Below are 24,762 nucleotides of genomic sequence, written 5' to 3' on the forward strand. Positions count from 1 at the left end.
TGGAAACGAAGAAGCCAAATTTGAAGAACACTTTGAGCAAAGTGTTCTTCATCGGGATGTCACTGGCAAACAGCCACGCCCCCATCTGAATTGTTCTGCTGTCTATGCATTTTCATTAGTCCTTTCAGGTTGATCAATAGCATCGGCAGTACAATCAGTGCGAAGGTGATGTTGGAAAGAGGAACGGCTAACCAAACACCATCAATGCCTAGGTATTTCGGCAAGATGAATAGGAATGGAAACTGTATCAACATGTTACCTACGGAGACAAACAGGGCTTGCCCGCTTTTACCGACGGCAACAAAGTAGATGGACGCCATAAATAAAAAGCCGTCTAAAAACAGTGCCATTAAGTGTAGGCGAATGCCATTTTTACTTGCTTCAAGTAATGCATCGTTGCCTGTGGTAAAGATGCTAATAAAGAGCTCAGGAACAATGTTAAACAGTATAACCAAAGCGATGCCGGATCCAACGGTAACAGAAAAAGCCAGTTTTACGGTTTCGATAATGCGCTTGTATTGCTTGGCGCCTAGGTAATAACTCACCGGTGGCTGCAAGCCGCTGACTAAGCCTTCAGCGAAGAAGTAGTAACAGCTCGCTAAGTAGCCAACAATCGCGAAAGCGGCTAATTGCGTGGTTTCTCCGTAGGCCATAAATTGCATATTATGGAACGCCATGACGAAGCTGAAGTAGATAAACATCACTAAGTTTGACGCACCCAATTGCACGATACGAATGGCGATGGTTTTATCAAGTTGCTTAATAGTCAGCTTGGTTTTGGCTTTTGCCGACGTAAAATAACGTAGACACAATACACAAGTCGCCAGTTGAGCTATTAGGGTGGCAATGGCTGCACCTTTTAACCCCATGTCAAGATGGCCTAAGAAAACATAGTCCAAGACAATGTTGGTCAAGGCGCCAACGATGATGAATACCGTCGCAAGATTTGGGCTGTCGTCATTTCGGACCAACATCGGCATGGCACTCGCACCAATCGAAATAAGCGCACCAAACGACATTACCTGCACATAACTCCAGCTCATTTCTAGGATGACGCCCGTCGCGCCTTGAATATTGAGCAAACTTTTACCAAAAGCAATAAACACGATAGTTGCCAATAAGCCAATCAAAATGATCACAAAAAGCGCCGTGACGAGTGTTGCTTGAGTGGCTGCGAGGTTTTTCTCGCCACGATATTTAGATAATACACTGCCGCCGCCCATACCCACAAGCAAGCCAAAACCCATGATTAAACCAAGCAATGGAATGGCCATGTTGATGCTTGCGAGTCCGTGTGCACCAACAAAGTGACCAACGAAGAAGCCATCAACAATCTGATATAGACCACTGACTAACATAGCGACTATGGAAGGAATGGCAAAACGCCAAAATGTGCTTGCCACGGATTGTGACGGTTGAACAGGTGTAGCGGCTTGCATAACTTAAATATCCAGAAAGTAAGAATGCAGGCATAATATATATAATTGAGATATAAGAAAGTTAGTTACCATCCGTTTATAGGATGGATTAAGCAATAATCTATGCCGCGAGAGTAACCATTTTATGAGCAAAGAAATGAATTGGACACTGGATCAGTTACTGGCTTTTGTTACCGCCGCAGAGTTGGGTTCTTTTTCGGCAGCAGCAAGGCAATTACAAAAGGCACAATCGCGTATCAGTAGTGCCATCGCCAATTTAGAATTGGATTTAGGGTTTGAGTTATTTGATCGCAGCTCTAAATTCCCCGCATTAACGCCTCTGGGTAAAGAAATGCTCCCCGAAGCGCGAGCCGTGCTTAATCAGTGCTTACGTCTAGACTCACGTGCTTTATCAGCAGCGAACAAAGAACCCATTTCATTACGCATCGCGCTAGATGAAGCCTTGCCATTGGAAACCATCCACTCTATTTTTTCTCAAGTTGGCGATTTATTTCCTAACACGCATTTAGTTATTACCAATGGGTCACAAGACGATATCGCCATAGCCATTGCTAATCAAAAAGCTGACATTGGTTTTATGATTAGCAACAGTGCTTTGCCACCAAAGTTAACTTTGCAGTCTTTGGGATATTTTAAAAAAATCCTGATTGTCGGTAAAAAGCACCCTCTTGCTAAAGAAAATATATTGAGTCTTGCGCAACTACAGCAATACCGTCAATTCGTACTATGCAATCGTTCAGGAGAAAACCGCGAAAATGCCCTAAGCCCAGATCATTGGGATTTAGACAGTTATTATCTGATTTGTGAATTGGTAACGCAGAATCAAGGTTGGGCCATCGTACCTGAGCATATTGCCAAGGCACATTGGTTTTTTGAGCAAATAAAAATCGCCAAAAGTGACTTTTTAACGAATCAATTAATTGAAATAGGTATAGTGAAACGACTCGACAGCCCAAGTAATAAATTGACAGATTGGATCACTGAACAGATGCGCCACTTAACGGATAATCACTCTATTTAGATAATAAAAGCTTTTCAGCCAAGGTGTCTGGCAGCCCCCAGCTGTAGATGAATTCTTTTGTTTGGTTGCCACAAGGTGTATGCCAATAAGAAGAGCCGATATTTTTAGCGCCAAGGGCTTCATAGAATCCAATGGCTTTGGCATTAGACTCTAAAACTTCTAAATATAAGTCTGTGTTTTTATAATGAGCCGTAGCCCAAGATGCCACAGCGGCGAGTAATTGACGGCCAGTACCTTTGCCTTTATTACCCGATTTTACATGTAGGTTATCGATGATAGTGCCGAAAGTTGGATGATTATCGCCAAACGCACAAATGAAGCCGCATATATGGTCATCTATCTCAGCGACTAACACCAACTGGTTGGTTAAAGGGTTGTTTAGTCGAGATGTCCATACTGCTTGCCTATCAGTAAATACAAATTTTTCAAGGTACTCTTCAGACAAGACATCACGGTAATTGTCACGCCAACTTTGGGCATGTAGGTTTGCAATACTGGACAGATCGTCTAAACACGCTTTTCGAATGATCATATTTTCATTCAGTTCCTATCAATCGTACTGATATTGATCACTAGAAAAACTCTCTTCCAAGAATAAACACGTCTTCTTTAATCTGTTCATTCTGAGCAATATTCGGCAGCAGTCCCCATTGATCAAATCCTTGGCGTTTGAAGAAGCCTTGGCTTTCGAGGTTGCTGGCATAGATGTAGGCAACGAGATGGGTGAAACCAAGTTCTGGTCGGTTCGTTTCTAGGTATTGAAATAACTGTGTGCCAATGCCTTTCCCCTGCCTGTTTGGTAATACATAGAAGCTGACCTCACAAGCAGTATCAAAAGCGGGTAAGCCATAAAAAGGTTCAACGGAGCACCAAGCAATCACATTGCCCTGTTCTTCTAGGACTAACATGGGATGGTTATCAGTGACGCTTTCTAGCCAGTCCATGACATCGATCAAACCAATATGATCTTGTCGATGGCCTGTGCTGGCAAAAAGGTCGCAGTGCTGAAAGATGTCTAATATCGCAGGGGCATCGTCTAATACCGCTAGACGAATTTCCCTGCTGTGACTAAGTGGCATTGCCGCGTTAGCCTTGTTCAAGCAAACGACGTAGGTCGATAATCGCGGTATTTGCACGTGCGATATAAGAAGCCATAACCAAGGAATGGTTCGCCAATACGCCGAAGCCACTGCCGTTTAAGATAAAGGGCGACCAGACATTGGCTTGGGTTGCTTCTAGTTCACGGATAATTTGACGCAAGCTAACCAGTGCGTTTTTGTCCTGTAAAGTGAAGATGAAATCTACTTCTACAGCACGCAACATGTGGATCAGTGCCCAGCTTGTGCCACGAGCTTCATAAAAAACATCATCTACTTTAGACCAAGGCGTACGCACGTAACGGGTATTTTCGTCTGATTCCAACTGTGGTTTGTCTTCTATTACACTTGCAGATAAACGCTGAGACAAGCTACCAAGACGAGTACTGACGTCTGATAACCAGTCCGAAAGGTTATCGGCACGAGCATAGAATTGGGCTTTGTTGTTTGATTGGCCAGCCAAACGATCAAGATACTCCATTAGCTCTTTATTACCACGACGATATTCGCTTTCACTAGATGGCAAGGCCCAGCTTTTGTTGTCGAAGTTGAATTGTGGCTCGGCTATTTTTAAGTTTACATCTTCTGTGGACTGGGACTGAGAGCGGCTAAACTCTTTACGGAACGCTCTAGCCAAATCGCGAGACTGAACCAACACACCAAATTCCCATGCTGGCATGTTGTCCATAAACACACCTGGCGGCAGTATGTCATTGCTAATAAAACCGCCTGGTTTGTCCAGTAATGTTTCCATGATGGTGTGCAGTGTGCTTGCTGTTGTGTAGCCAACAACGAGCTTTTTACTATTGTTTAAATAACCACGCTCGGTAGCCTTTTCTTTTGCTGTAGCAACGACATCAAATTGATCTGGTTCTCTACTCCAATACATACCTAAAAAGCTCAACAATACAGCAGCAATGAGCACAGCAGATATGGCGACTTTCCCCACACTCGAGAAATTAATACTTGGCTTTAAACCTTGTAACTTATTCGCTAACCACGACATTCTTGACCTACCTTAATCTTGTTGTAATTCGACCATGTAATCAGCACGATGATATGTCATCGCACGAACACGAAATTCGGGAACACGGCTATTAATGATTTGATAAATCAAACGTGCTTCTTTGTCATTTGGCCAGTAAATAGCGATGGGACGATCCGCTGTTGCCACTTCATCTATAATAGGCTGAATCTTTGCGATTATCTCTTCTTCACTCAAACTAAAAAGTGTTTCGGGCAATAAAAACTGTCCCTCTTTTAGAGCTTTCGGTTCTTTCGACTCTGGCTTTGTTTTTGAAATCTTAGCAGCCTGCTCTCGTTTCGCTTTCAAATCACTAACACGCGACGTCATTTCTATGATGGCAGGATCTTCTGGATTAACGGAGCGTGCAGAATCTAAATATTTTGCAGCCTTCTTATAATCACCGTTTCTAGCCGCTTGCCATGCCCATTGCGTATAAACATCCACAATGGCAGTAATGCCTTGAATTGCACGGAAATTACCAGGATCACGTCCTAGCGCAGCCTGAAAGTACAAGTTAGCATTGTCGTCTACTGGCGTTAAAAATCGCTCTGCAGCTAAAGCTATTTCGCCCTGTTCTATCAATCGCTGCGTCAATCGTTCAAAAGCCGTTGGGACTTTGGCAGCTTTAGGTTGCTGTGTTTTTATCGCCGTTGGCTTTTCAATATTGACTGATTTATTAACAGAAGCCTTAGCTACTACAGCTTGGGTGACTTCCACTTCTTGTAGTGGCTGGCTTTTCTCTGTTGACTTCACATTTTCCTGACAGCCTGTCAGGAAAACTACAACAATTAGAAAAGAAACTAGGTTTTTACTCAATTTGCCCCCTTGCGATTGGCAACTTAAAGGTGGATTGGTAGTCTACACCTTCTATCTAGCGTGATGAAATATGGATTTACAATTTACACAATACGCTCAATTTGATTGAAGATATTTATGCGCCTACTTGTTCTACTGTTTTTACTGATATTTCAAAGCGTTTCTCACGCCTTCACTTTCGGCCCCACATCAAGACTTGCAGAACCAGAATTTTTAACTGTAGACCAAGCTTTCCAACTATCCGTCTCGGCTCCTAAAGACGGAAAATTAATGGCAACATGGAAGATTCATGATGGCTACTATTTATATCAAGAACAATTCGCCTTGTCTGGTGATGCTGCAGATAAATTGCATTTTTCGCCTTTTCCTGCCGGCGAAATCAAACAAGATCCTTATTATGGTGAAGTAACGGTTTATCGCGAGCAATTAACTCTGCCCATTTATTACGACATCAAACTGACAGCAGGCACTAAAGTTAATGCCGTACTATCTTATCAAGGCTGTGCCGATAAAGGCTTATGTTACGCGCCACAAAAAATGCCGATTCAATTTACGGTTCCCGCACTATTATCATCAACAGAAAAACTGGCATCGACAGAAAAACATCTAACAGCATCTCAACCTGGAGCAGAAAACCCTCAACCTTCCAACACAATACTTGTACCTTCCGAAGCGCAATCAGTAAGTCAGTTGCTCAGCAATAACAATACTTGGGTAACTCTCATTGCTATCTTTAGCTTAGGGTTACTTTTATCACTAACGCCTTGCGTACTTCCTATGGTGCCTATTGTCAGTGCGATTGTCATTGGCACTCGTAATTCAAAATTAGGCGCATTTTATTACAGCTTTATTTATGTACTAGCCATGGCATTGACCTATGCGGCCATTGGTGGATTGGTCGGTGTTTTTGGTACCCAGCTCAATCTACAGGCCCAGCTACAAAACCCTATTTTATTAATTAGCAGTGCAATCATCTTTGTATTACTGGCCCTAGCAATGTTCGGTGTCTATGAAATAAGACTGCCAAGCTCATGGCAACAGCGCCTTCAAGTGTCGACCAAATCAACAAGTTCTACTTGGAAATCAACCGCGAGTATTTTTATCGCTGGGGTTTTATCTACGCTAATAGTCTCACCATGCGTCTCTGCACCACTTGCTGGTGCCTTACTATATATAAGCAGCCATGGTAATGCGTGGTATGGCGCGACGATGCTGTTTGTCATGGCGCTAGGCATGGGGGTTCCACTATTACTAGTCGGCCTTTTTGGGCCTAAAGTATTACCCAAAAGCGGAGAGTGGTTGCACGATATTAAGGTACTCATGGGCTTTGGTTTACTCGCTATGGCAGTCTGGATGATTACTCGTTGGTTACCAATGAACAGCCACTTGTATCTATGGAGCATTCTTGCATTGGCAATAAGCGGCTACTTCATTCATCGAGCTTATAAAGTAACCTCGCACCCTATTCGCTGGTTTTTTGCCTTAGCCTTTTTCCTTATCGGCAGTGTTGAGTTTATTGGCGGCGCAACAGGAAGCAGCAGTCCACTGCAACCCTTGAAAAAATTATCCTCACCCTCAACAACACTAGAGGAGAAAGTAATATTTGACGCCACAATTACGAACTTAGGCGAACTTGATGGAATTATAGCAAATCAAGACTCTCGCCCTATCATTTTAGATCTTTATGCAGATTGGTGTATCAGCTGCAAAATATTAGAAGACATGTTTGCTTCATCTGACGTGTTACCACTGCTCGATAAGGTTCAATTAGTTCGAGTTGATGTCACGGAAAATTCAGCGAAGAACCAAGCATTAATGCAGAAGTTCAACTTATTTGGGCCGCCATCACTGGTATTTTTAGATAGTAAAGGCGAAGAGCGTAAAGCATTAACTTTGATGGGCGAACCGACAAAATCCTTACTAATTGATCGCTTAAATCACGCTATCGACTAATAACTTTTATAAAAAAGCACGGCAGTTTACTTTTGACTAAAAATAAACCAGCAAGAACATTTTTCGGTTTTTTTAACGCAAAACTGGACAATATCCCGCTTTTTATCGATAATTTCGCGTTACAAGCTTTTACAATTCGTTTTTTTATAAAAGCCCTGTTTGTTGGATAACACAAGCAGTACACAGATTTTATAATAGTCAGTGGATAACATAACCACTGAAACACCAACACAGACAGAAGAGAGTATTTATGGACATTCGTAAAATCAAAAAGCTAATCGAACTTTTAGAAGAATCTAACGTCTATGAGATTGAAATCAAAGAAGGCGAAGAAGCTGTTCGTATTAGCCGTGGTGGTGCTCCAGTTCAAGCACCTATGATGGCCGCTCCAATGATGGCTGCACCTGCTGCTGCACCAGTTGCTTCTACTGCTGCACCTGAAGCACCAGCTGCTTTCGCCGGTCACTCTGTAAATTCTCCAATGGTCGGTACTTACTACAAGTCTTCTGCACCAGGTGCTAAGCCTTTCATCGAAGTAGGTCAAAAAGTTAACGCTGGCGATACTATCTGTATCGTTGAAGCAATGAAAATGATGAACCAAATTGAAGCAGATAAATCTGGTACAATTGGCGCTATCCTTGTTGAAGACGGCGAGCCAGTTGAATTTGACCAGCCTCTTATTACTATCATTTAATCCAACGCAAAGGTTTCATCATGCTCGATAAGGTATTGATTGCTAACCGAGGCGAAATCGCGCTACGTATTTTACGTGCGTGTAAAGAACTCGGTATCAAAACCGTTGCGGTTCACTCTAAGATTGACCGTGACTTGTTACATGTGCGCCTTGCAGACGAATCTATCTGCATAGGGCCAAATCCATCAGCTCAGAGTTATTTGAATATTCCAGCTATCATCAGTGCTGCAGAATTGACAGACACTTCAGCTATCCACCCAGGCTATGGATTCCTTGCTGAAAATGCGGATTTCGCAGAGCAAGTTGAGCGTTCTGGTTTTACCTTCATCGGTCCTAAGGCCGAAACGATTCGCCTAATGGGTGACAAAGTTTCCGCGATTAAGGCAATGAAAGCAGCTGGTGTTCCGACTGTTCCAGGTTCAAACGGCCCAGTACCTACAGATCCTGAAGAATGCATCCGTGTTGCTAATGAAATCGGCTTTCCGGTTATCGTTAAAGCAGCGGCAGGCGGTGGTGGCCGTGGTATGCGCGTTGTTCACAACGAGGGCAGCCTACTAAAATCTATCAGCATTACACAATCTGAAGCAGGTTCTTACTTCGGTGATAGCACGGTTTATATGGAAAAATTCCTACAAAACCCGCGTCACGTCGAAGTTCAAGTATTGGCTGATGGTCAAGGCAATGCCGTTCACCTATACGACCGTGATTGCTCTTTGCAACGTCGCCATCAAAAAGTGCTGGAAGAAGCGCCAGCACCGATGCTGAACGAAGAATCTCGCCAAGCTTGTTTAAAAGCGTGTGTTGATGCTTGTATCAAGATCAACTACCGTGGTGCGGGTACTTTCGAATTCCTATACGAAGACGGCAACTTCTACTTCATCGAGATGAACACGCGTGTGCAAGTAGAACATCCTGTTACAGAAATGGTAACTGGCGTAGATATCGTTAAAGAACAACTTCGTATTGCTAGCGGCTTGCCATTGTCTTTTAAACAAGAAGATATCAAGTTAAATGGCCACGCTGTTGAATCTCGAATCAACGCAGAAGACGCTAAAACCTTCATGCCTTGCCCAGGTAAAGTGGAATACTTCCACGCTCCAGGCGGTATGGGTGTTCGTGTTGACTCTCACTTATACAGTGGCTACACAGTACCACCTACGTATGATTCTATGATTGCTAAAATTATTTGTCATGCACCAGATCGTACTGCTGCACTAAAACGCCTTTCTGGCGCTCTAGATGAAACATTCATCGATGGTATTAAAACCAATATAGAGCTACAAAAAGACCTAGTAAATGATGCTAATTTCATTGCTGGTGGCGTTAATATCCATTATTTGGAGAAAAAACTCGGTCTATAAAGACTGCAGTTTTGCCCCTAGTGACTACATAAATCACTAGGGGCAATCATTTTCCTCTCGCCTCTCGCTCTAAGCTTCGCTATTCTATTCCTGTTTGTTTTACTGTTGGACTTCACTTTATGCCTTGGCTTCAAATACGTATCAATACCACGCCCGATCACGTCCCAGCTTTCGAAGATACTCTTCTTGACTGTGGCGCCATGGTTGTCACCTTTGAAGACGTCCATGACGATCCTGTATACGAACCAGACCTAAACACTACACCTCTATGGAAAAACACTAAGGTGACTGGCCTGTTTGAAGCAGACGCCGATATTGAACACATTCGTCCAGTAATTGAACATAAAGCCGAGTCCCTTGGTGAAACTGATATCGATATGAAAATAGAGATAGTCGAAGACAAAGATTGGGAAAGAGAATGGATGGACAACTACCATCCAATCCAATTTGGTGAACGTCTTTGGGTTTGCCCTAGCTGGCGTGAAGTACCAGATCCAAACGCAGTTACACTGATGCTAGATCCAGGCTTAGCATTTGGTACAGGCACTCACCCCACTACCGCATTGTGCCTACAATGGCTAGATAGCATTGATTGCAAAGATAAAACCATCATAGATTACGGTTGCGGCTCAGGTATTCTTGGCATTGCGGGCTTACTACTTGGTGCAAACAACATGGTTGGTATCGATATCGACCCACAAGCTGTGCAAGCAACAGAAGCTAACGCTGAACGCAACAAGATCGACCCAAGCCGCTTAGAAGTAAAACTGCCTCCGTACGAATCTGACCTACAAGCCGATATCGTAGTTGCAAATATTCTTGCAGGCCCTCTTGCTCACCTTGCGCCGACTATTTCCGCTCTGGTTAAAAATCAAGGTCAATTAGCCCTTTCTGGCATCCTTGCCAACCAGGCCCAGGAAGTGATTGAGGCGTATAAAGAGTGGTTTACAATTGACTCCATTACCGAAAAGGAAGAATGGATTCGTATTGTAGGTACTAAGCACGCATAATAGCCGTTTTACTCAGCACAGTTTTAGACAGGAAGATTACACCCTATGGCCAATAGCCTAATAACACGTTGCCCAAAATGTTCAACCGCATTTCGAGTAAGCGATGAAGTATTAAGCATGGCCAAGGGCAAAGTCAGATGCGGCCAATGCTTCCATATTTTTAATGCCAACGATGCGGCAAACAACAAGACTAATCCTGCCAATACAAGAGAACAGTCACTACAAGAAAACAATGATCCAGCAATAGAAACGGTCGCGCCCAAAAAACAAGCACAAGCTGATTTGACTCGCCAGCCGACAGATCAAAACAACATAGCTCAAAACACTATAGTTCAAAACAACACCCCTCCAAGCAATGAAGCTCACGCAAACTTAAAAGCATCTATTGATAATAGGCTCGCTCCTGCAGAAGAAATTGTTAATCCAGATTGGCTACACACGCTATTTGATGACGAGGACCTGCAACCACAGAGTGAAGATACAACAAGTTCAAAAATCAGCAGCATACTAGAAGAAGACGAAGCCTTCGAAGCAAACAATGCTTACCAAGAGTCCGTTCACAAACAAGAACAAGCCAAAAGAGCAGCTGCAGAAACAAAAAGACAAGATGAGCCAGCACCATGGGAGTTAGAGCTTGCTGAAGTAGAAGCCGCACTTAAGGCCACACCACAGCAACCCTTTACAGCAAATAAACCCGCAGCCAATCCAACAAAGCCAGCCGCGACTGAAGCCTCTGTAGCAGCCAATCCTGAGCCAGACTATATGGTTGCCCTGCATTCCTTAGCGCAAACTGCTGCGGAACAAACACGCCCATCCGACATAAAAAATCAACACACCATCCTTGAGCAACTATCCGCTCAACAAAGCTTAGCGCCATTAATGGGCGAGAGCGAATCATTCACAAGCAAGAAAAAAGGACACCCTTGGCTATGGTTTTTTGCTTCGTTATTAGGAATCGCCTTATTGACTGCACAAGTGGCTACGCATTTTTTTGAAGAAGGCAGTCGCTCCTCTAATTTTAGAGCCATCTACAAAACGATTTGCTCTTACTCTGGCTGTGCACTACCAAGATTCGAAGACATCAGCGCCATCACCATTCAACATGTTCGCATCCAAAGCCACCCGTCCATACCGAATACACTTTTAGTAAACGCCATTATCACCAACACCAGTGATTTCTCTCAGCCAATGCCAAAAATTGCCTTAGAGTTTTTTGACTTAAACGGTCTACCAGTGGCAGCAAGACTCTTTTCGCCAAACGATTATCTGCACAAAGACTTTCTCGATATCACCTATATGCCACCAAATACCCCGATCCACTTGGTCATTCCGATACAAGATCCAGGCGCTCGAGCGGTCACTCATCAGCTTAGAGCCTTCCCAACAGACACTCGCTCTTACTAGTTTTTCACTGTTTTAGTACTAAGGTTAAAAAAAGAACAAAAAATAGTCAGTTTTTAGCCTGTCAAGACTTCAAAAACAACGATTGCATAGGTATTATTCACGCCCGCTCGACGCTGTCGACGATCTTTAACATTCAATCCAGTATTCAGGAACATCATGGCATTTGCTATTGGCCCATATTGCGTTGACAAGCCCGTTATTCTTGCCCCTATGGCAGGCGTAACAGATTTGCCTTTTCGCCGCCTTTGCCATGACCAAGGTGCAGGCTTAGTAGTATCAGAAATGGTCACTTCTGATGTTCGCCTGTGGAACTCGACAAAAAGCCGCCATCGTTTAATTCACGACGCGGAAGTCTCGCCGAGATCCGTTCAAATTGCTGGCGGTGACCCTCAAATGATGGCTGAAGCCGCTCAACAAAATGTTGAGCTAGGCGCACAAATCATTGATATAAACATGGGTTGCCCCGCTAAAAAAGTATGCAATAAAGCGGCAGGCTCTGCATTACTTAAAGACGAAGCACTTGTTCGAGAAATACTGGAGTCTGTTGTAAATAGTGTTTCTGTTCCAGTCACTCTAAAAATCCGTACTGGATGGAGTCTTGATCAGAAAAACGGTCTTGCGATTGCGAAAATGGCAGAGGATATTGGCATTCAAGCATTAGCGATTCACGGACGAACACGGGAATGTAAATTCCAAGGACAAGTTGAATACGACACGATTGCAGAGATTAAGCATCATTTAAACATCCCTATTTTTGCTAATGGGGATATTAAAGACGCGCAATCCGCAAAATTCGTGAAAGATTACACCCAAGCGGATGGCATAATGATTGGTCGAGCCGCCCAAGGAAGACCGTGGATTTTTCGCGAAATAAACCACTATTTAGAAACAAACGAATTGTTAGCGCCTCCTTCTTTATCTGAGGTGAGACAGCTTGTTATCAACCATGTGAACGCCTTACACCAATTTTATGGTGATTATTTAGGCGTGCGTATTGCTCGCAAGCACGTTGGTTGGTACCTGCAGACGTTAGCGGATAAAACACAATTTCGCAGTCTGTTTAACCGTATTGATAATACGCAAGAACAGCTTGATAAATTGGAAGAGTTCTTTGTTTGCCAATAGGCAAACGAACCTTACACTTAATGTACTGAAAATCAAAAAAGAAGACCTAGATCACCCTTCTCAATGACGATCAACGTGCATTAATAAATGGTTAGCTTTAAAAATAGAAGGTCATTCTGTGGTAGAACAAACTCATACTCATACGTTTCAAGCCGCTTCTTCAGAGCAGTCACAAACCCTACGTGACAATGTTGAAAAAGCCCTACAAAACTATTTCGCTCATCTTGATGGGCAGCCAATAACAGACTTATATCAGTTAGTCTTAGCAGAGGTTGAGGCGCCTTTGCTGGAGTCTGTCATGAGCTACACAAAGGATAACCAAACAAAAGCATCCACCATCCTTGGTTTAAACCGAGGTACACTTCGCAAGAAGCTGAAGCAATACGGTATGCTATAAGCACAAAGAAAAAAGGGCGAATTCGCCCTTTTTTTCGTCTTACCTTCCCCTTGTTTATTTAGTGTTAAATTAATTGCGAGAACCATGATGGCAAATCAAAATACAGTAACTCCAATCAAACGAGCGTTAATCAGTGTTTCCGACAAAACAGGCATTGTCGAATTCGCACGCGAACTGACCGCTCAAGGTGTTGAAATTCTTTCAACTGGTGGTACTTACCGTCTTTTATTGGACAGCAACGTTAAAGCAACTGAAGTTTCTGACTACACAGGCTTTCCAGAAATGATGGATGGCCGCGTAAAAACTCTACACCCAAAAGTGCACGGTGGCATTCTTGGTCGTCGTGACATCGATGGCGCCATCATGAAAGAACACGGTATCGAAGAAATCGATATGGTGGTTGTAAACCTTTACCCATTCGAAGCGACCATCGAACGTCCTGATTGCGATTTACCAATGGCGATCGAAAATATCGACATCGGTGGACCAACTATGGTTCGCTCTGCAGCGAAAAACCATAAAGACGTTGCTATCGTAGTTTCCCCTTCTAACTACGAAGACATCTTGGCATCTATTAAAGCAGATGGTGGTTTGACTTTCGAACAGCGTTTCGACCTTGCTGTTAAAGCATTCGAACATACTTCTCACTACGATGGCGCTATTGCTAACTTCCTAGGTAAAAAAGTAGAAGGCGGCAGCGAAGACTTCGCTCGTACCTTCAACCTACAATTCCACAAAAAAGAAGAAATGCGCTACGGTGAGAATCCACACCAGAAAGCCGCTTTCTATGTTGAAGCAAATCCTAAAGAAGCGTCCATCAGCACTGCTAAACAAATCCAAGGTAAGGCACTGTCTTATAACAACATCGCAGACACCGATGCGGCTCTTGAGTGCGTAAAAAGCTTCGATAAACCAGCATGCGTTATCGTTAAACACGCTAACCCTTGTGGCGTAGCAACAGCAGCGTCCCAATTTGAAGCCTACGATCTTGCTTTCCAAACAGACCCAACGTCTGCATTTGGCGGCATCATTGCTTTTAACCAAGAGCTAGATGCTAAAACAGCTCAAGCGATTGTTGATCGTCAATTCGTTGAAGTTATCATTGCACCAAGCGTAAGCAAAGAAGCCGCCGATATCGTTGCTGCGAAGCAGAATGTTCGAGTACTTGAATGCGGACAATGGTCAAAAGACAAGCCAGCAGCACTAGATTACAAGCGTGTTAACGGCGGCTTATTGATTCAAGACCGTGACGATGGTGTGATTACTTTAGACGATCTTAAAATCGTCTCTAAACGCCAACCTAGCGAAGAAGAACTAAAAGACCTATTGTTTGCTTGGAAAGTGGCTAAATTTGTTAAATCCAATGCGATTGTTTATGCAAAAGCGGAACAAACTATTGGTGTAGGTGCAGGCCAGATGAGCCGTGTTTACAGCGCTAAAATCGCAGGTATTAAAGCAGCTGATGAGAACTTGGAAGTAGTTGGCTCTGTTATGGCATCTGATGCATTTTTCCCATTCCGTGATGGTATCGATGCTGCAGCACAAGCTGGTATTACGGCTGTTATCCAACCTGGCGGTTCTATGCGTGACGAAGAAGTCATCGCTGCTGCTGACGAAGCAGGCATGGCAATGGTCTTCACTGGCATGCGTCATTTCCGTCATTAAGAACGCGTCATTAAAAGCGCGTCATTGAGAGCACACCGCTAAGAAGCCGTATTGATGGAAATAACCATTAATACATCAAAACTTTTTAGTTAGTCGCCAGAGACCTAGGTCTCTGGCTAGCAATACGAAGGATTAGATAATGAAAGTTCTTATTATTGGTAACGGCGGACGTGAACATGCTCTAGCATGGAAAACCGCAGAATCTAGCCATGTCGAAAAAGTTTTCGTTGCTCCAGGCAACGCAGGCTCAGCAACAGAAAACAAAGTCGAAAACGTTAACATTGGTGTCACTGATATTGCAGATCTTGTTGCTTTTGCAAAAAAAGAAAACATCGACCTAACAATTGTTGGTCCAGAAGCGCCATTGGTTATTGGTGTAGTAGACGCGTTTGAAAAAGAAGGCCTAGCTATCTTCGGCCCAACGGCAGCAGCAGCACAATTAGAAGGCTCTAAAGCCTTCACTAAAGATTTCTTAGCTCGCCACAATATCCCAACTGCGGCTTACGGTAACTTCACTGAGATCGAACCTGCTATTGCTTACATCAAGCAGCACGGCGCTCCAATCGTTGTTAAAGCCGACGGCTTAGCAGCAGGCAAAGGCGTTATTTTGGCGCAAACAGAAGCCGAAGCTATTGAAGCTGTTGAAGACATGCTACAAGGCAACGCTTTTGGTGATGCAGGTAGTCGTGTTGTTATCGAAGAATTCTTGGTTGGCGAAGAAGCTAGCTTCATCTGCATGGTTGATGGCGAGACCGTTTTACCAATGGCGACAAGCCAAGACCACAAAGCACGTGATAATGGTGACAAAGGCCCTAACACTGGCGGCATGGGCGCTTACTCTCCAGCACCTGTTGTTACACCAGAAATCCATGATCGCATTATGAACGAAGTCATCATGCCAACGGTCAAAGGCATGAACGCTGAAGGTAATCGCTACCGCGGTTTCTTATACGCTGGCGTGATGATCGCACCAGATGGCACACCAAAAACGCTCGAATACAACTGCCGTTTTGGTGATCCAGAAACACAACCAATCATGATGCGCTTGCGTTCTGATTTGGCACAAATGTGTTTGGCTGCAATCAATGGCAAGCTAGATACAATCGAAGCTGATTGGGATCCTCGCGCAAGCTTAGGCGTGGTTCTTGCTGCTGGCGGCTACCCTGCAGATTACCCTAAAGGCGATGTAATTTCTGGTTTAGACACAGTACTTCCTGCAGGCCAGAAAGTATTTCAAGCTGGCACAACATTAAAAGATGGCCAGGTGGTTACCAATGGCGGCCGTGTTCTTTGTGCCGTTGCTCTTGGCGATACGGTTGCAGAAGCACAAGCGTCTGCTTACGATGTGGTTAAGACACTGTCTTGGGACAAAGTTTATTTCCGCACCGACATCGGCCATCGTGCAATTGCTCGTGAGCAAAAGTAATCTGCAGTCAACTTAAAGTGTAAATACGTTATTTATTAACAAAAAAGGCCTCAATTGAGGCCTTTTTCACATATTAAAATTGATCCAGACTTATGACTTATTTTTCAGCTGAGACTCTTTTTTGTCTAACCAAGCCTTAAACAAGCGCCCTACTTCCAGCACCAATAAACCAAAAATAATGCCAGCGACCCAATCTAAACCAAGCACAAAACCTAGCGCTGCAACCATTCCATAGCCGTACATTAGATTAGTTCGGGTTGTCGGTTTTGCTTGCCTAGCAAACCAAGTTACACCCAACAAGAGTATGCTAAACCAAACATAATACTCCACCAAAATTGGATATAGCATTTGATCCCCTATCTAGTTAATAATGATAGCCTTTATACAATATAATTAGGCTAGCGTTTTGCTTTATCGATTTATTTTACTGTTTTTACTTAGCATCTCCAACACCGCGTGGAGCACAAACACTATTGCCATCATTGATGATACGAATAGTACGTTCAATATTAGCAAAAGCGGCTCTTATTTTATCGATGAAGATCAAGCCCTCCCATTTAGCACTATTGCGTCTGACGAATATGCAAAGAGATTTCGTCCAATTAACCGTGAATACTTACAATTGGGATTGGTAAAAGGCAACATATGGATTCGCACCGATGTAGCAATACGAACTACCAACAGTACGCCTATTTTACTAGAAATAGATTCGCCTAGACTACAATATCTAGACATCTACCTACCTAATTTATACGAAAATCAGATCCAGGCAGAGCTCGGTGGTGCGCGCCCTTATAACAACAAAGAAATCAAAGCACCAAACTATATTTTTTCAATTCCAGCCAACTCGCCCCCCGTGTTCACCTTGTACATTAAGCTATCATCTCACTTACCAATTAATGCACAAATCGAGCTTAAAACCCTTTCTCAACTAAGCCAAGACACTCAAAAAAGCCTAACTTTCACCGGGGTTCTCATTGGCATATTGTTGGCTCTACTGGTTTGTAATGCCTTCTTTTTTGTCAAAACATCACACCCTATGTATTTAATCTACTGCATCTTGCTCATTGGCATAGCAGTTCTACATCTCGCACTTCACGATCAGATTTCTCAGCTGTTTCCAAACCAGATCAATATTCAAGAACGAATATACAATCTAGCCGCATTATCTTGTTTATGCGCCATTGTATTTTTCTCCCGTCTCTATCTTGATACCAAAGAACATCTGCCTAAATTAGACAAGCTATTAATTGCAGTCGGTTCTATTAACGCGTTATTTGCCATCATTTTCACTATTTCACCAGAAAAAATAAACATAGCGGCTCTTTCTTTCATAGTGGTTGGCACTCTTATTATATTAACCGTGCATGCTGTCATCGCCTTTATGAAAAATATACCGTTTTCTGGGTACTACCTGGTTGCTCGACTAACATTACTTTGCGGCCACTTTGCTTGGCTTATGTCAGCCTATGGCGTTATTCCAAGCGCGTTATTGTTTGAGTGGGGGTTAACCATCACTATAATCATCGAAGCAATGATTCATTTCACTGGTATGATTGCGCAAACAACGCCACTACTACAAAGGCATTCGAAAAAGAGCAAACAAGCTCAAACAGAAATAACAGACCTTTTATCCGACATTTCCAACAGGCTTCGCCGTCAAATCAATATTCTTGGAGGTACGCTCTCCCACCTTGAACAAGCTGCTACATCAAATGATACCAAGCTGTTTTTAACCAGCAGCCTGACTGCTAACAACAATCTAAAAAATCTGATTGAGCGAATTGACCTAATTAGTGATATTAAAGAACATACGCCACCAGATCAGCCGTACCCGCTATCACTTAATCAATTAATAGATAATGCTTACAATAACGTTCAACGCTTAGATCAAGATAACACGCAGATTGAGCTGAATACTTACAAGACAGATCAAGTTGAAATCTTACAGAATGCATCTATTTTGCAGCACCTTATAGAAAGCCTAGCGCAAGAATTCAAGCACTTCACAGATCAAATATTAACCATCAACATTACCCGCCATGAAATAAACAGAGAAGGTGTAACTTTACTAGAGCTCAGCTGCTTTCCGCTGCCGACACAAGTTCGCACTACTGCAACCAGTTTTGATCTTGGAATGCATTACATATCACTTCTCACCCAACACTTAGAAGGTGAGATACAAATATCTGAAAATGCTCGTATGCGAAGCGTTAACATCCAGCTCCCTATACGTGCGCACATACGCCCTTTAAATAACGATATCAGCCAACAACATCACTTTGACATCATATTATTTGGCCAAGAAGACAGCGACCTACAAAAAGCACTAACGATCTTGCAAAGTCATACCAATAAAATAGAGCACTTCACCACTCTAGAAAGTTTATTGGATTATTTAGAGCTGCCTGCAAAAAGAGAATCAGGCTCTGTTATTTTAGTATTTGATAACGGCGGGCACATTCCCCACATTACACAGCAAAGATTACTTCCTTTAATGCGCCATGAAGATCAGTGCTTACTCATCAGCAACAATGTTAAAATGTCGCTAGATTATGCAAAAAAGCTGGGATTTGATGAATTACTAGCCTGCTCTGAGTTAGAAAACCATCTAGAGCAAAGGATATCGCGCCTTATACAAAAAGGGGACAGACTAAAGAACACATCTTTGTCACGGATCAACCCTTTGCGCAAAACGCCTTGAAGCAAAACCACTAACCTTGAATAATACAAACGAAAGGAGATGATATGGACTGTTTATTTTGCAAGATAGTAAAGGGTGACATTCCGGCAAACATTTTATTTGAAGACGATGACGTTATTGCTTTTGAAGATATTATGCCTAAAGCACCAACCCATTTTCTTGTCATCCCGAAGCGTCACATTAGTACGCTGAATGACCTTACAGATGAAGATGCTCCAGTGGTTGGTAAACTACAAATTACCGCAGCGAAAATAGCAAAACAGAAAGGCATCAGCGACGCAGGCTATCGCGTTGTCATGAACTGCAACGAAATGGGTGGGCAAACCGTTTACCACATTCATATGCATGTATTGGGTGGCCGCGCGATGACATGGCCTCCAGGTTAACAAGAGGAAATATGATGATCTCTTTTCTAGATAAAGCCGTATTACAGTTTGACCGCGCTTTACAAACGCTTGTCCCTCACGCAGCGAAAGCAAATCGATCTTCCCCTGCTGATAAACTAGAAGAAGCAGAATTGGATCAAAGCGAGCGTAAGCATTCATCAGGCCTAATGCGTATTAACCATACTGGAGAGGTATGCGCACAAGCCCTTTACGCGGGCCAAGCTACTACCGCAAAACTAGCTACAGTTCGCCAAGAAATGGAGCATGCCGCAGACGAAGAAATAGATCATCTAGTCTGGTGCGAACAGCGTCTTTATGACCTAGGCAGCAAGCCGAGCATTTTGAACCCATTATTTTATGGTGCGTCATTTATGATAGGAGCTGGAGCTGGCCTTATTAGTGATAAATTAAGCTTAGGCTTTGTTGCAGCAACAGAAGATCAGGTTTGCATTCATCTTCAAAAACACATGGCGACCCTGCCAATACAAGATGCAAAAAGCAAAGCTGTATTAACGCAAATGCACATAGATGAAGCCAGACACAAAGCAATGGCGTTAGAAGCAGGCGGATACGAGTTTCCACAACCTATTATGGCCATCATGACCCAAGTATCCAAAGTCATGACCACAACTACTTACCGGATTTAATCATGAACAGAGATCTTCATTCTATTCGTCGTGACTACCAATTCGACGATCTTTTGGAAGAACAGGCTGGTAACAACCCACTTGCTTTATTTGACACTTGGCTCGAAAAGGCTATCGAATCTTGCCCCGATGATCCAACAGCAATGGTATTAAGCACTATTGGACTAGATGGTTGGCCTCATTCACGCGTGGTGCTATTAAAACAACGTAACGATGCTGGATTTTCATTTTTCACCAACTATGACAGTGAGAAAGGCCAGCAGCTCGCGCAAAACAATAAAGCTAGCATGACCTTCTTTTGGCCTGCGCTGTCTCGTCAAGTTCGTGTAGAGGGCATTATAGAGAAAGTATCCCGCAAGACTTCAGAGACGTATTTTGCAACTCGCCCACGCGGTAGCCAGCTAGCAGCAAGAACATCAAAACAAAGTACTGTAATTGCTAGCCGTGACGCACTGCAAAAAGCCTTTAACGCAGAAGAACAAGCTTTTAATGATTTAGAAGTACCTTGCCCAGAAAACTGGGGTGGCTATGTGCTAAAGCCTAGTTTCATTGAATTCTGGCAAGGACGACCAAGCCGACTTCATGATCGCATTTGCTACACACTCAAAGACAACGATTGGCTAAGAACACGCAAAGCGCCTTAATTATTAGACGCTACCAAAGAAGTATTAAAGTAAGTAGATAAGGATCAAAGCAGGAGGCGAAACGTTAAGCTTATTCGCTCCTCTTTGATTCGCTTTCTTACTGGTAAAGAATGCTGCCACAATACTTGCGTTGAAGCAGACATAACCAACCAGCTTGCGTCTTCTAATTCCACACTGTGTTTAATTTGATGATTCGCTTTAAGGCGAAATAGAAATGGCCGACTCGCTCCGAGGCTTAACATAGCAACGACTGGCGCAGGCCCTAATGATTTTTCATCATCGGCATGCCAGCCCATATATTCATCACCATCTTGGTACCAATTCAATAACACCGCATTAAAAGGCTGCTCTGCAAGGTGTTCTGCCTCTTCTTTGATAGGCAATAGCCAATCAGGCCAACCAGCACCATGATGATCTTTACCTGAATAGCGATAACAAATACCAAAATCCGCAATAAACGCAACTTTTCTTGGCACCGATATATCGCGGCCAAACATGAGCAAATTTTCTCTTTCCCACAGTAAATTCAACTTAAGCTGTGGCATAAGCTGCTGCAAGCTTGAGCTAGAAATTGAGTATCGGTATGATGGCCGAGCTTCCATTTAATTATTCACCTTGGACTTCAATGCAAACCTCTTCCGTTTTCGAACCCACCAAACGCAGTGCATTTTTAGACGTTTATCGCGGTACCGCCGTACTACTGATGATGATATTCCATTTCTGCTGGGATTTGCGGAATTTTGGCTTTATGGAGTTTTCCATTTACGACCCTTTTTGGGTCTATTTTCGCAGCCTAATTCTAACCTTGTTTCTATCTGCAATTGGCTGGTCAACCTATCTAGCATTAGAAAGGGCTAGCAGTCAGTCGTTTTGGAAACGTGATATAAAACTATTTATTTCCGCCGCGGCTATTTCTTTTGCTACTTACCTAGCAGTTCCTGAGCAGTGGATATATTTTGGCATTTTGCATTTTATATTTATCGCATCGTTAATCATTAGACCCATTGCGAAATGGCCAATTCTTTCAGCGTTATTCGGTGCCATAATTATAATCATCTATCACACAACTAAATGGCTACACTTCCCTAACGCCTTCTCGACCATCACTTCCTACATAGCTCTGCCACAAAGAACCTTGGATATCGTGTTTCCATTCCCATGGATTGGTGTTGTTTTAATTGGCCCTCTTCTTGGATACCTAAATTGGCATAAGTGCCCCATACCAAACAACCTAATAATACATATTTTGGCATTTATGGGACGTTATGCACTACCAATATACCTTACCCACCAAGTAATTTTATTTGTACTGGTTGCGGCGTTCAAAATGGTGCTTACCCTCATTTCTTGATCACTTTTCGTGCGTTCAGGCAGGTGAGTTTTTTTCAGCAAAAAATAGATAAAAATAGCCCTTATGGTATTGCCAATTGCTAACTTTACGCTTTTTCAGGCAAGTAAAGTAAGTGACCACTTAGCTATTATTCAATTATCATTTTAGAGTTTTTTTCAAGCCTTGATTTTCACCTAAATGAGCACTATTGTTCGCTACAGATTAACAACGAAACACTACATATAGTGTGTTAGCTAAAAAATACACACTACATAGAGTAAATATCCTTTTTTATATTGCGCTAATGGGAAGTCATTGAATGAGCACTCTCACAGTTACTAAACGTAACGGGACGACAGAAAACATCAACCTAGAAAAGATTCATAAAGTCATCGCATGGGCTGCCGAAGGGTTAGACAATGTTTCTGTTTCCCAAGTAGAGCTAAAAGCACGAATTCAGTTCTTTGAGGGTATTCGTACTACAGACATCCACGAAACACTTATTAAGTCTGCTGCAGATTTAATCTCCGAAAGCACTCCAGACTATCAATATCTAGCAGCTCGTTTAGCTATCTTTCACCTACGTAAAAAAGCCTTTGGTGATTTCGAGCCACCACACCTTTACAAACACGTAAAAAGTCTTGTTGAGCAAAAGCGTTATGATGCACAGTTGCTTGAAAAGTACACAGAAGAAGATTTTAACGAGCTAAATACATTCATTGACCACTCTCGTGATATGGATTTTTCGTATGCTGCGGTGAAACAGCTTGAAGGTAAGTACTTGGTACAAAACCGAGTAACTGGTGCAATATACGAAAGCCCTCAGTTTATCTACATACTTGTCGCTGCTTGTTTATTTGCTGAATACGACAAAAAAGAGCGTTTAAACTTAATCCGCCGCTTCTATGACGCAGTATCTAAATTCAAAATTTCATTACCAACACCTATTATGTCTGGTATTCGCACACCTACTCGTCAGTTCAGTAGCTGCGTATTGATTGAATGTGGTGACTCTTTAGATTCTATCAACGCCACATCAAGTGCTATCGTTAAATACGTTAGCCAGCGCGCTGGTATTGGTGTAAACGCCGGTGCAATTCGTGCTCTAGGTAGCCCTATCCGTGGTGGCGAAGCCTTCCACACAGGCTGTATTCCATTCTACAAACACTTCCAAACAGCGGTAAAAAGCTGTTCTCAAGGTGGTGTTCGTGGCGGCGCAGCTACCGTTTTCTACCCAATTTGGCACTTAGAAGTCGAAAGCCTATTGGTACTGAAAAACAACCGTGGTGTAGAAGAAAACCGTGTTCGTCATTTGGATTACGGCGTACAGTTTAACCGCCTGATGTACCAACGTTTGATTAAAGGCGGCAATATCACTTTGTTTAGCCCATCTGACGTACCAGGTCTATACGATGCTTTCTTTGCTGACCAAGAAGAATTTGATCGCTTGTATACTATGTATGAGCAAGATGTTTCTATCCGTAAACAAACGATTAAAGCAACGGAACTATTCACTCTATTTGCTTCTGAACGTGCAAGTACTGGTCGTATATATCTACAAAACGTGGATCACTGTAATACTCACAGCCCATTCGATCCTAAAGTTGCTCCAGTCAAGCAAAGTAACTTGTGTTTGGAAATCGCCCTTCCAACCAAGCCACTGAATAGCATTGATGACAAAGAAGGCGAAATTGCCCTTTGTACTTTGTCTGCATTCAACCTAGGTGCACTTGAAAGTCTAGATGAGCTAGAAGAGCTAGCAGAGCTTATTGTTCGCGCTTTAGACAGTTTGTTGGATTACCAAAATTACCCAATCCCAGCAGCACAACGTGCTACTGAATTGCGTCGTACTTTAGGTGTGGGCGTTATTAACTACGCGTACTACTTAGCGAAAAATGGCGTTAAATACTCTGACGGCAGTGCAAACGAACTAACTCACAAAACATTTGAAGCGATTCAGTATTTCCTACTAAAAGCTTCTAACAAGTTAGCGAAAGAGTTTGGTCCATGCTTGGCATTCAACGAAACGACTTACTCTAAAGGTATTTTGCCAATCGATTCCTACAAAAAAGAAATCGATAACATCGTTTCTAACGAATTGTTCTACGATTGGGAAACCTTGCGTACTGAGATCGTTACTCACGGTCTACGTAACTCAACACTAACTGCATTGATGCCATCTGAAACCTCTTCTCAGATCAGTAACGCGACTAACGGCATCGAGCCACCTCGTGGTTTCGTATCTGTTAAAGCAAGTAAAGACGGTATTTTGAAGCAAGTCGTACCTGAGTTTGAACGCCTAAAAGATAGCTATGAATTGTTGTGGACCATTCCATCAAATGATGGCTACCTACAATTAGTTGGCATCATGCAGAAATTTGTCGACCAAGCGATCTCTGCCAATACAAACTATGATCCACAGAAATTTGAATCTCAAAAAGTACCGATGAAGGTGATTTTGAAAGATCTACTTACCGCTTATAAACTTGGTGTGAAAACACTGTACTATCACAATACTCGTGATGGTGCTGATGATAAACAAGAAGACATGGATGATTGTGCTGGCGGTGCTTGCAAAATCTAACCTGTCAGCCATCGTACAAAGATCTTTTGCAT

At 42.9% G+C, this 24,762-nt stretch carries 23 protein-coding genes; 16 read left to right on the plus strand and 7 right to left on the minus strand.

Annotated features, from left to right (window positions below):
• Window positions 1-59: 59 nt before the first annotated feature.
• Window positions 60-1,439 (minus strand): MATE family efflux transporter, encoded by a 1,380-nt coding sequence (locus CCS02_RS08000; RefSeq protein ID WP_100636298.1) that lies wholly within the window; start codon window positions 1,437-1,439, stop codon window positions 60-62.
• Window positions 1,440-1,563: 124 nt separating this feature from the next.
• Between CCS02_RS08000 and CCS02_RS08005 the strand changes: the two genes are divergently transcribed.
• Window positions 1,564-2,460 (plus strand): LysR family transcriptional regulator, encoded by an 897-nt coding sequence (locus CCS02_RS08005; RefSeq protein ID WP_198515347.1) that lies wholly within the window; start codon window positions 1,564-1,566, stop codon window positions 2,458-2,460.
• Here CCS02_RS08005 and CCS02_RS08010 read toward each other — a convergent pair.
• From CCS02_RS08010 to CCS02_RS08025, 4 genes are read right to left on the minus strand one after another with little or no spacing between them, the layout of a single operon-like run.
• Window positions 2,453-2,992 (minus strand): GNAT family N-acetyltransferase, encoded by a 540-nt coding sequence (locus CCS02_RS08010; RefSeq protein ID WP_100636300.1) that lies wholly within the window; start codon window positions 2,990-2,992, stop codon window positions 2,453-2,455. The genes CCS02_RS08005 and CCS02_RS08010 overlap by 8 nt on opposite strands.
• Before the next feature lie 40 nt (window positions 2,993-3,032).
• Window positions 3,033-3,539, minus strand: a complete 507-nt coding sequence (locus CCS02_RS08015) for a GNAT family N-acetyltransferase (RefSeq protein WP_100187489.1) — start codon at window positions 3,537-3,539, stop codon at window positions 3,033-3,035.
• 7 nt (window positions 3,540-3,546) lie between these two features.
• Window positions 3,547-4,563 (minus strand): DUF2333 family protein, encoded by a 1,017-nt coding sequence (locus CCS02_RS08020; protein ID WP_100636301.1) that lies wholly within the window; start codon window positions 4,561-4,563, stop codon window positions 3,547-3,549.
• Window positions 4,564-4,575: 12 nt separating this feature from the next.
• On the minus strand, window positions 4,576-5,400 hold the full coding sequence (locus tag CCS02_RS08025; RefSeq protein ID WP_100187490.1) for a tetratricopeptide repeat protein: 825 nt from the start codon (window positions 5,398-5,400) through the stop codon (window positions 4,576-4,578).
• Between the two features lie 117 nt (window positions 5,401-5,517).
• On the opposite strand from CCS02_RS08025, the gene dsbD reads away from it, so the two are divergent.
• The 9 genes from dsbD to purD all read left to right on the plus strand — a co-directional run bounded on the left by dsbD (window position 5,518) and on the right by purD (window position 16,435).
• Window positions 5,518-7,353, plus strand: coding sequence for a protein-disulfide reductase DsbD (dsbD, locus tag CCS02_RS08030; protein ID WP_100636302.1), 1,836 nt, complete (start codon window positions 5,518-5,520; stop codon window positions 7,351-7,353).
• A gap of 250 nt (window positions 7,354-7,603) precedes the next feature.
• The gene (gene accB, locus CCS02_RS08035; RefSeq protein WP_100187492.1) at window positions 7,604-8,047 is read left to right on the plus strand and encodes an acetyl-CoA carboxylase biotin carboxyl carrier protein; all 444 of its coding nucleotides are present in this window, start codon (window positions 7,604-7,606) and stop codon (window positions 8,045-8,047) included.
• Between the two features lie 20 nt (window positions 8,048-8,067).
• Window positions 8,068-9,408, plus strand: a complete 1,341-nt coding sequence (gene accC / locus CCS02_RS08040; RefSeq protein WP_072838158.1) for an acetyl-CoA carboxylase biotin carboxylase subunit — start codon at window positions 8,068-8,070, stop codon at window positions 9,406-9,408.
• A gap of 119 nt (window positions 9,409-9,527) precedes the next feature.
• Window positions 9,528-10,418, plus strand: a complete 891-nt coding sequence (gene prmA, locus CCS02_RS08045) for a 50S ribosomal protein L11 methyltransferase (RefSeq protein WP_072838159.1) — start codon at window positions 9,528-9,530, stop codon at window positions 10,416-10,418.
• A 45-nt stretch (window positions 10,419-10,463) separates the two neighbouring features.
• The gene (locus CCS02_RS08050; protein ID WP_100187493.1) at window positions 10,464-11,822 is read left to right on the plus strand and encodes a zinc-ribbon and DUF3426 domain-containing protein; all 1,359 of its coding nucleotides are present in this window, start codon (window positions 10,464-10,466) and stop codon (window positions 11,820-11,822) included.
• Window positions 11,823-11,978: 156 nt separating this feature from the next.
• Complete coding sequence (dusB, locus tag CCS02_RS08055; RefSeq protein WP_100636303.1) at window positions 11,979-12,947, plus strand: tRNA dihydrouridine synthase DusB; 969 nt, start codon at window positions 11,979-11,981, stop codon at window positions 12,945-12,947.
• A 118-nt stretch (window positions 12,948-13,065) separates the two neighbouring features.
• Window positions 13,066-13,344 (plus strand): DNA-binding transcriptional regulator Fis, encoded by a 279-nt coding sequence (fis, locus tag CCS02_RS08060; protein WP_012070668.1) that lies wholly within the window; start codon window positions 13,066-13,068, stop codon window positions 13,342-13,344.
• Between the two features lie 87 nt (window positions 13,345-13,431).
• On the plus strand, window positions 13,432-15,009 hold the full coding sequence (purH, locus tag CCS02_RS08065; protein WP_072838410.1) for a bifunctional phosphoribosylaminoimidazolecarboxamide formyltransferase/IMP cyclohydrolase: 1,578 nt from the start codon (window positions 13,432-13,434) through the stop codon (window positions 15,007-15,009).
• Between the two features lie 139 nt (window positions 15,010-15,148).
• Complete coding sequence (gene purD, locus CCS02_RS08070; RefSeq protein ID WP_072838162.1) at window positions 15,149-16,435, plus strand: phosphoribosylamine--glycine ligase; 1,287 nt, start codon at window positions 15,149-15,151, stop codon at window positions 16,433-16,435.
• A gap of 90 nt (window positions 16,436-16,525) precedes the next feature.
• Here the strand turns inward: purD and CCS02_RS08075 are convergent, their stop codons facing one another.
• On the minus strand, window positions 16,526-16,783 hold the full coding sequence (locus CCS02_RS08075) for a hypothetical protein (RefSeq protein WP_100636304.1): 258 nt from the start codon (window positions 16,781-16,783) through the stop codon (window positions 16,526-16,528).
• 58 nt (window positions 16,784-16,841) lie between these two features.
• On the opposite strand from CCS02_RS08075, the gene CCS02_RS08080 reads away from it, so the two are divergent.
• From CCS02_RS08080 to pdxH, 4 genes are read left to right on the plus strand one after another with little or no spacing between them, the layout of a single operon-like run.
• Window positions 16,842-19,139: a sensor histidine kinase gene (locus tag CCS02_RS08080; protein WP_100636305.1), complete on the plus strand. Its 2,298-nt coding sequence runs from the start codon at window positions 16,842-16,844 to the stop codon at window positions 19,137-19,139.
• A gap of 44 nt (window positions 19,140-19,183) precedes the next feature.
• Complete coding sequence (locus CCS02_RS08085; RefSeq protein WP_072838165.1) at window positions 19,184-19,525, plus strand: histidine triad nucleotide-binding protein; 342 nt, start codon at window positions 19,184-19,186, stop codon at window positions 19,523-19,525.
• A gap of 14 nt (window positions 19,526-19,539) precedes the next feature.
• Window positions 19,540-20,172 carry a 2-polyprenyl-3-methyl-6-methoxy-1,4-benzoquinone monooxygenase gene (coq7, locus tag CCS02_RS08090; protein WP_100636402.1) on the plus strand — a complete coding sequence of 211 codons (633 nt, stop codon included), beginning with the start codon at window positions 19,540-19,542 and terminating at the stop codon, window positions 20,170-20,172.
• Between the two features lie 2 nt (window positions 20,173-20,174).
• Window positions 20,175-20,816: a pyridoxamine 5'-phosphate oxidase gene (gene pdxH, locus CCS02_RS08095; protein ID WP_100636306.1), complete on the plus strand. Its 642-nt coding sequence runs from the start codon at window positions 20,175-20,177 to the stop codon at window positions 20,814-20,816.
• 44 nt (window positions 20,817-20,860) lie between these two features.
• On the opposite strand, the gene CCS02_RS08100 is transcribed toward pdxH, so the two are convergent.
• Complete coding sequence (locus CCS02_RS08100; protein WP_072838167.1) at window positions 20,861-21,418, minus strand: alpha-ketoglutarate-dependent dioxygenase AlkB family protein; 558 nt, start codon at window positions 21,416-21,418, stop codon at window positions 20,861-20,863.
• On the opposite strand from CCS02_RS08100, the gene CCS02_RS08105 reads away from it, so the two are divergent.
• Entirely contained in the window at window positions 21,400-22,167 is a 768-nt protein-coding gene (locus CCS02_RS08105) for a heparan-alpha-glucosaminide N-acetyltransferase (protein WP_232728844.1), read from the plus strand. The two genes, CCS02_RS08100 and CCS02_RS08105, sit on opposite strands and share 19 nt — an antisense overlap.
• A 298-nt stretch (window positions 22,168-22,465) precedes the next feature.
• A complete protein-coding gene (gene nrdA / locus CCS02_RS08110) occupies window positions 22,466-24,730 on the plus strand; it encodes a class 1a ribonucleoside-diphosphate reductase subunit alpha (RefSeq protein WP_072838168.1) in 2,265 nt (754 codons plus the stop codon).
• The last annotated feature ends 32 nt before the right edge of the window (window positions 24,731-24,762 follow it).

This window comes from Marinomonas sp. ef1, assembly GCF_002806845.1.
Taxonomy (GTDB): Bacteria; Pseudomonadota; Gammaproteobacteria; order Pseudomonadales; family Marinomonadaceae; genus Marinomonas; species Marinomonas polaris.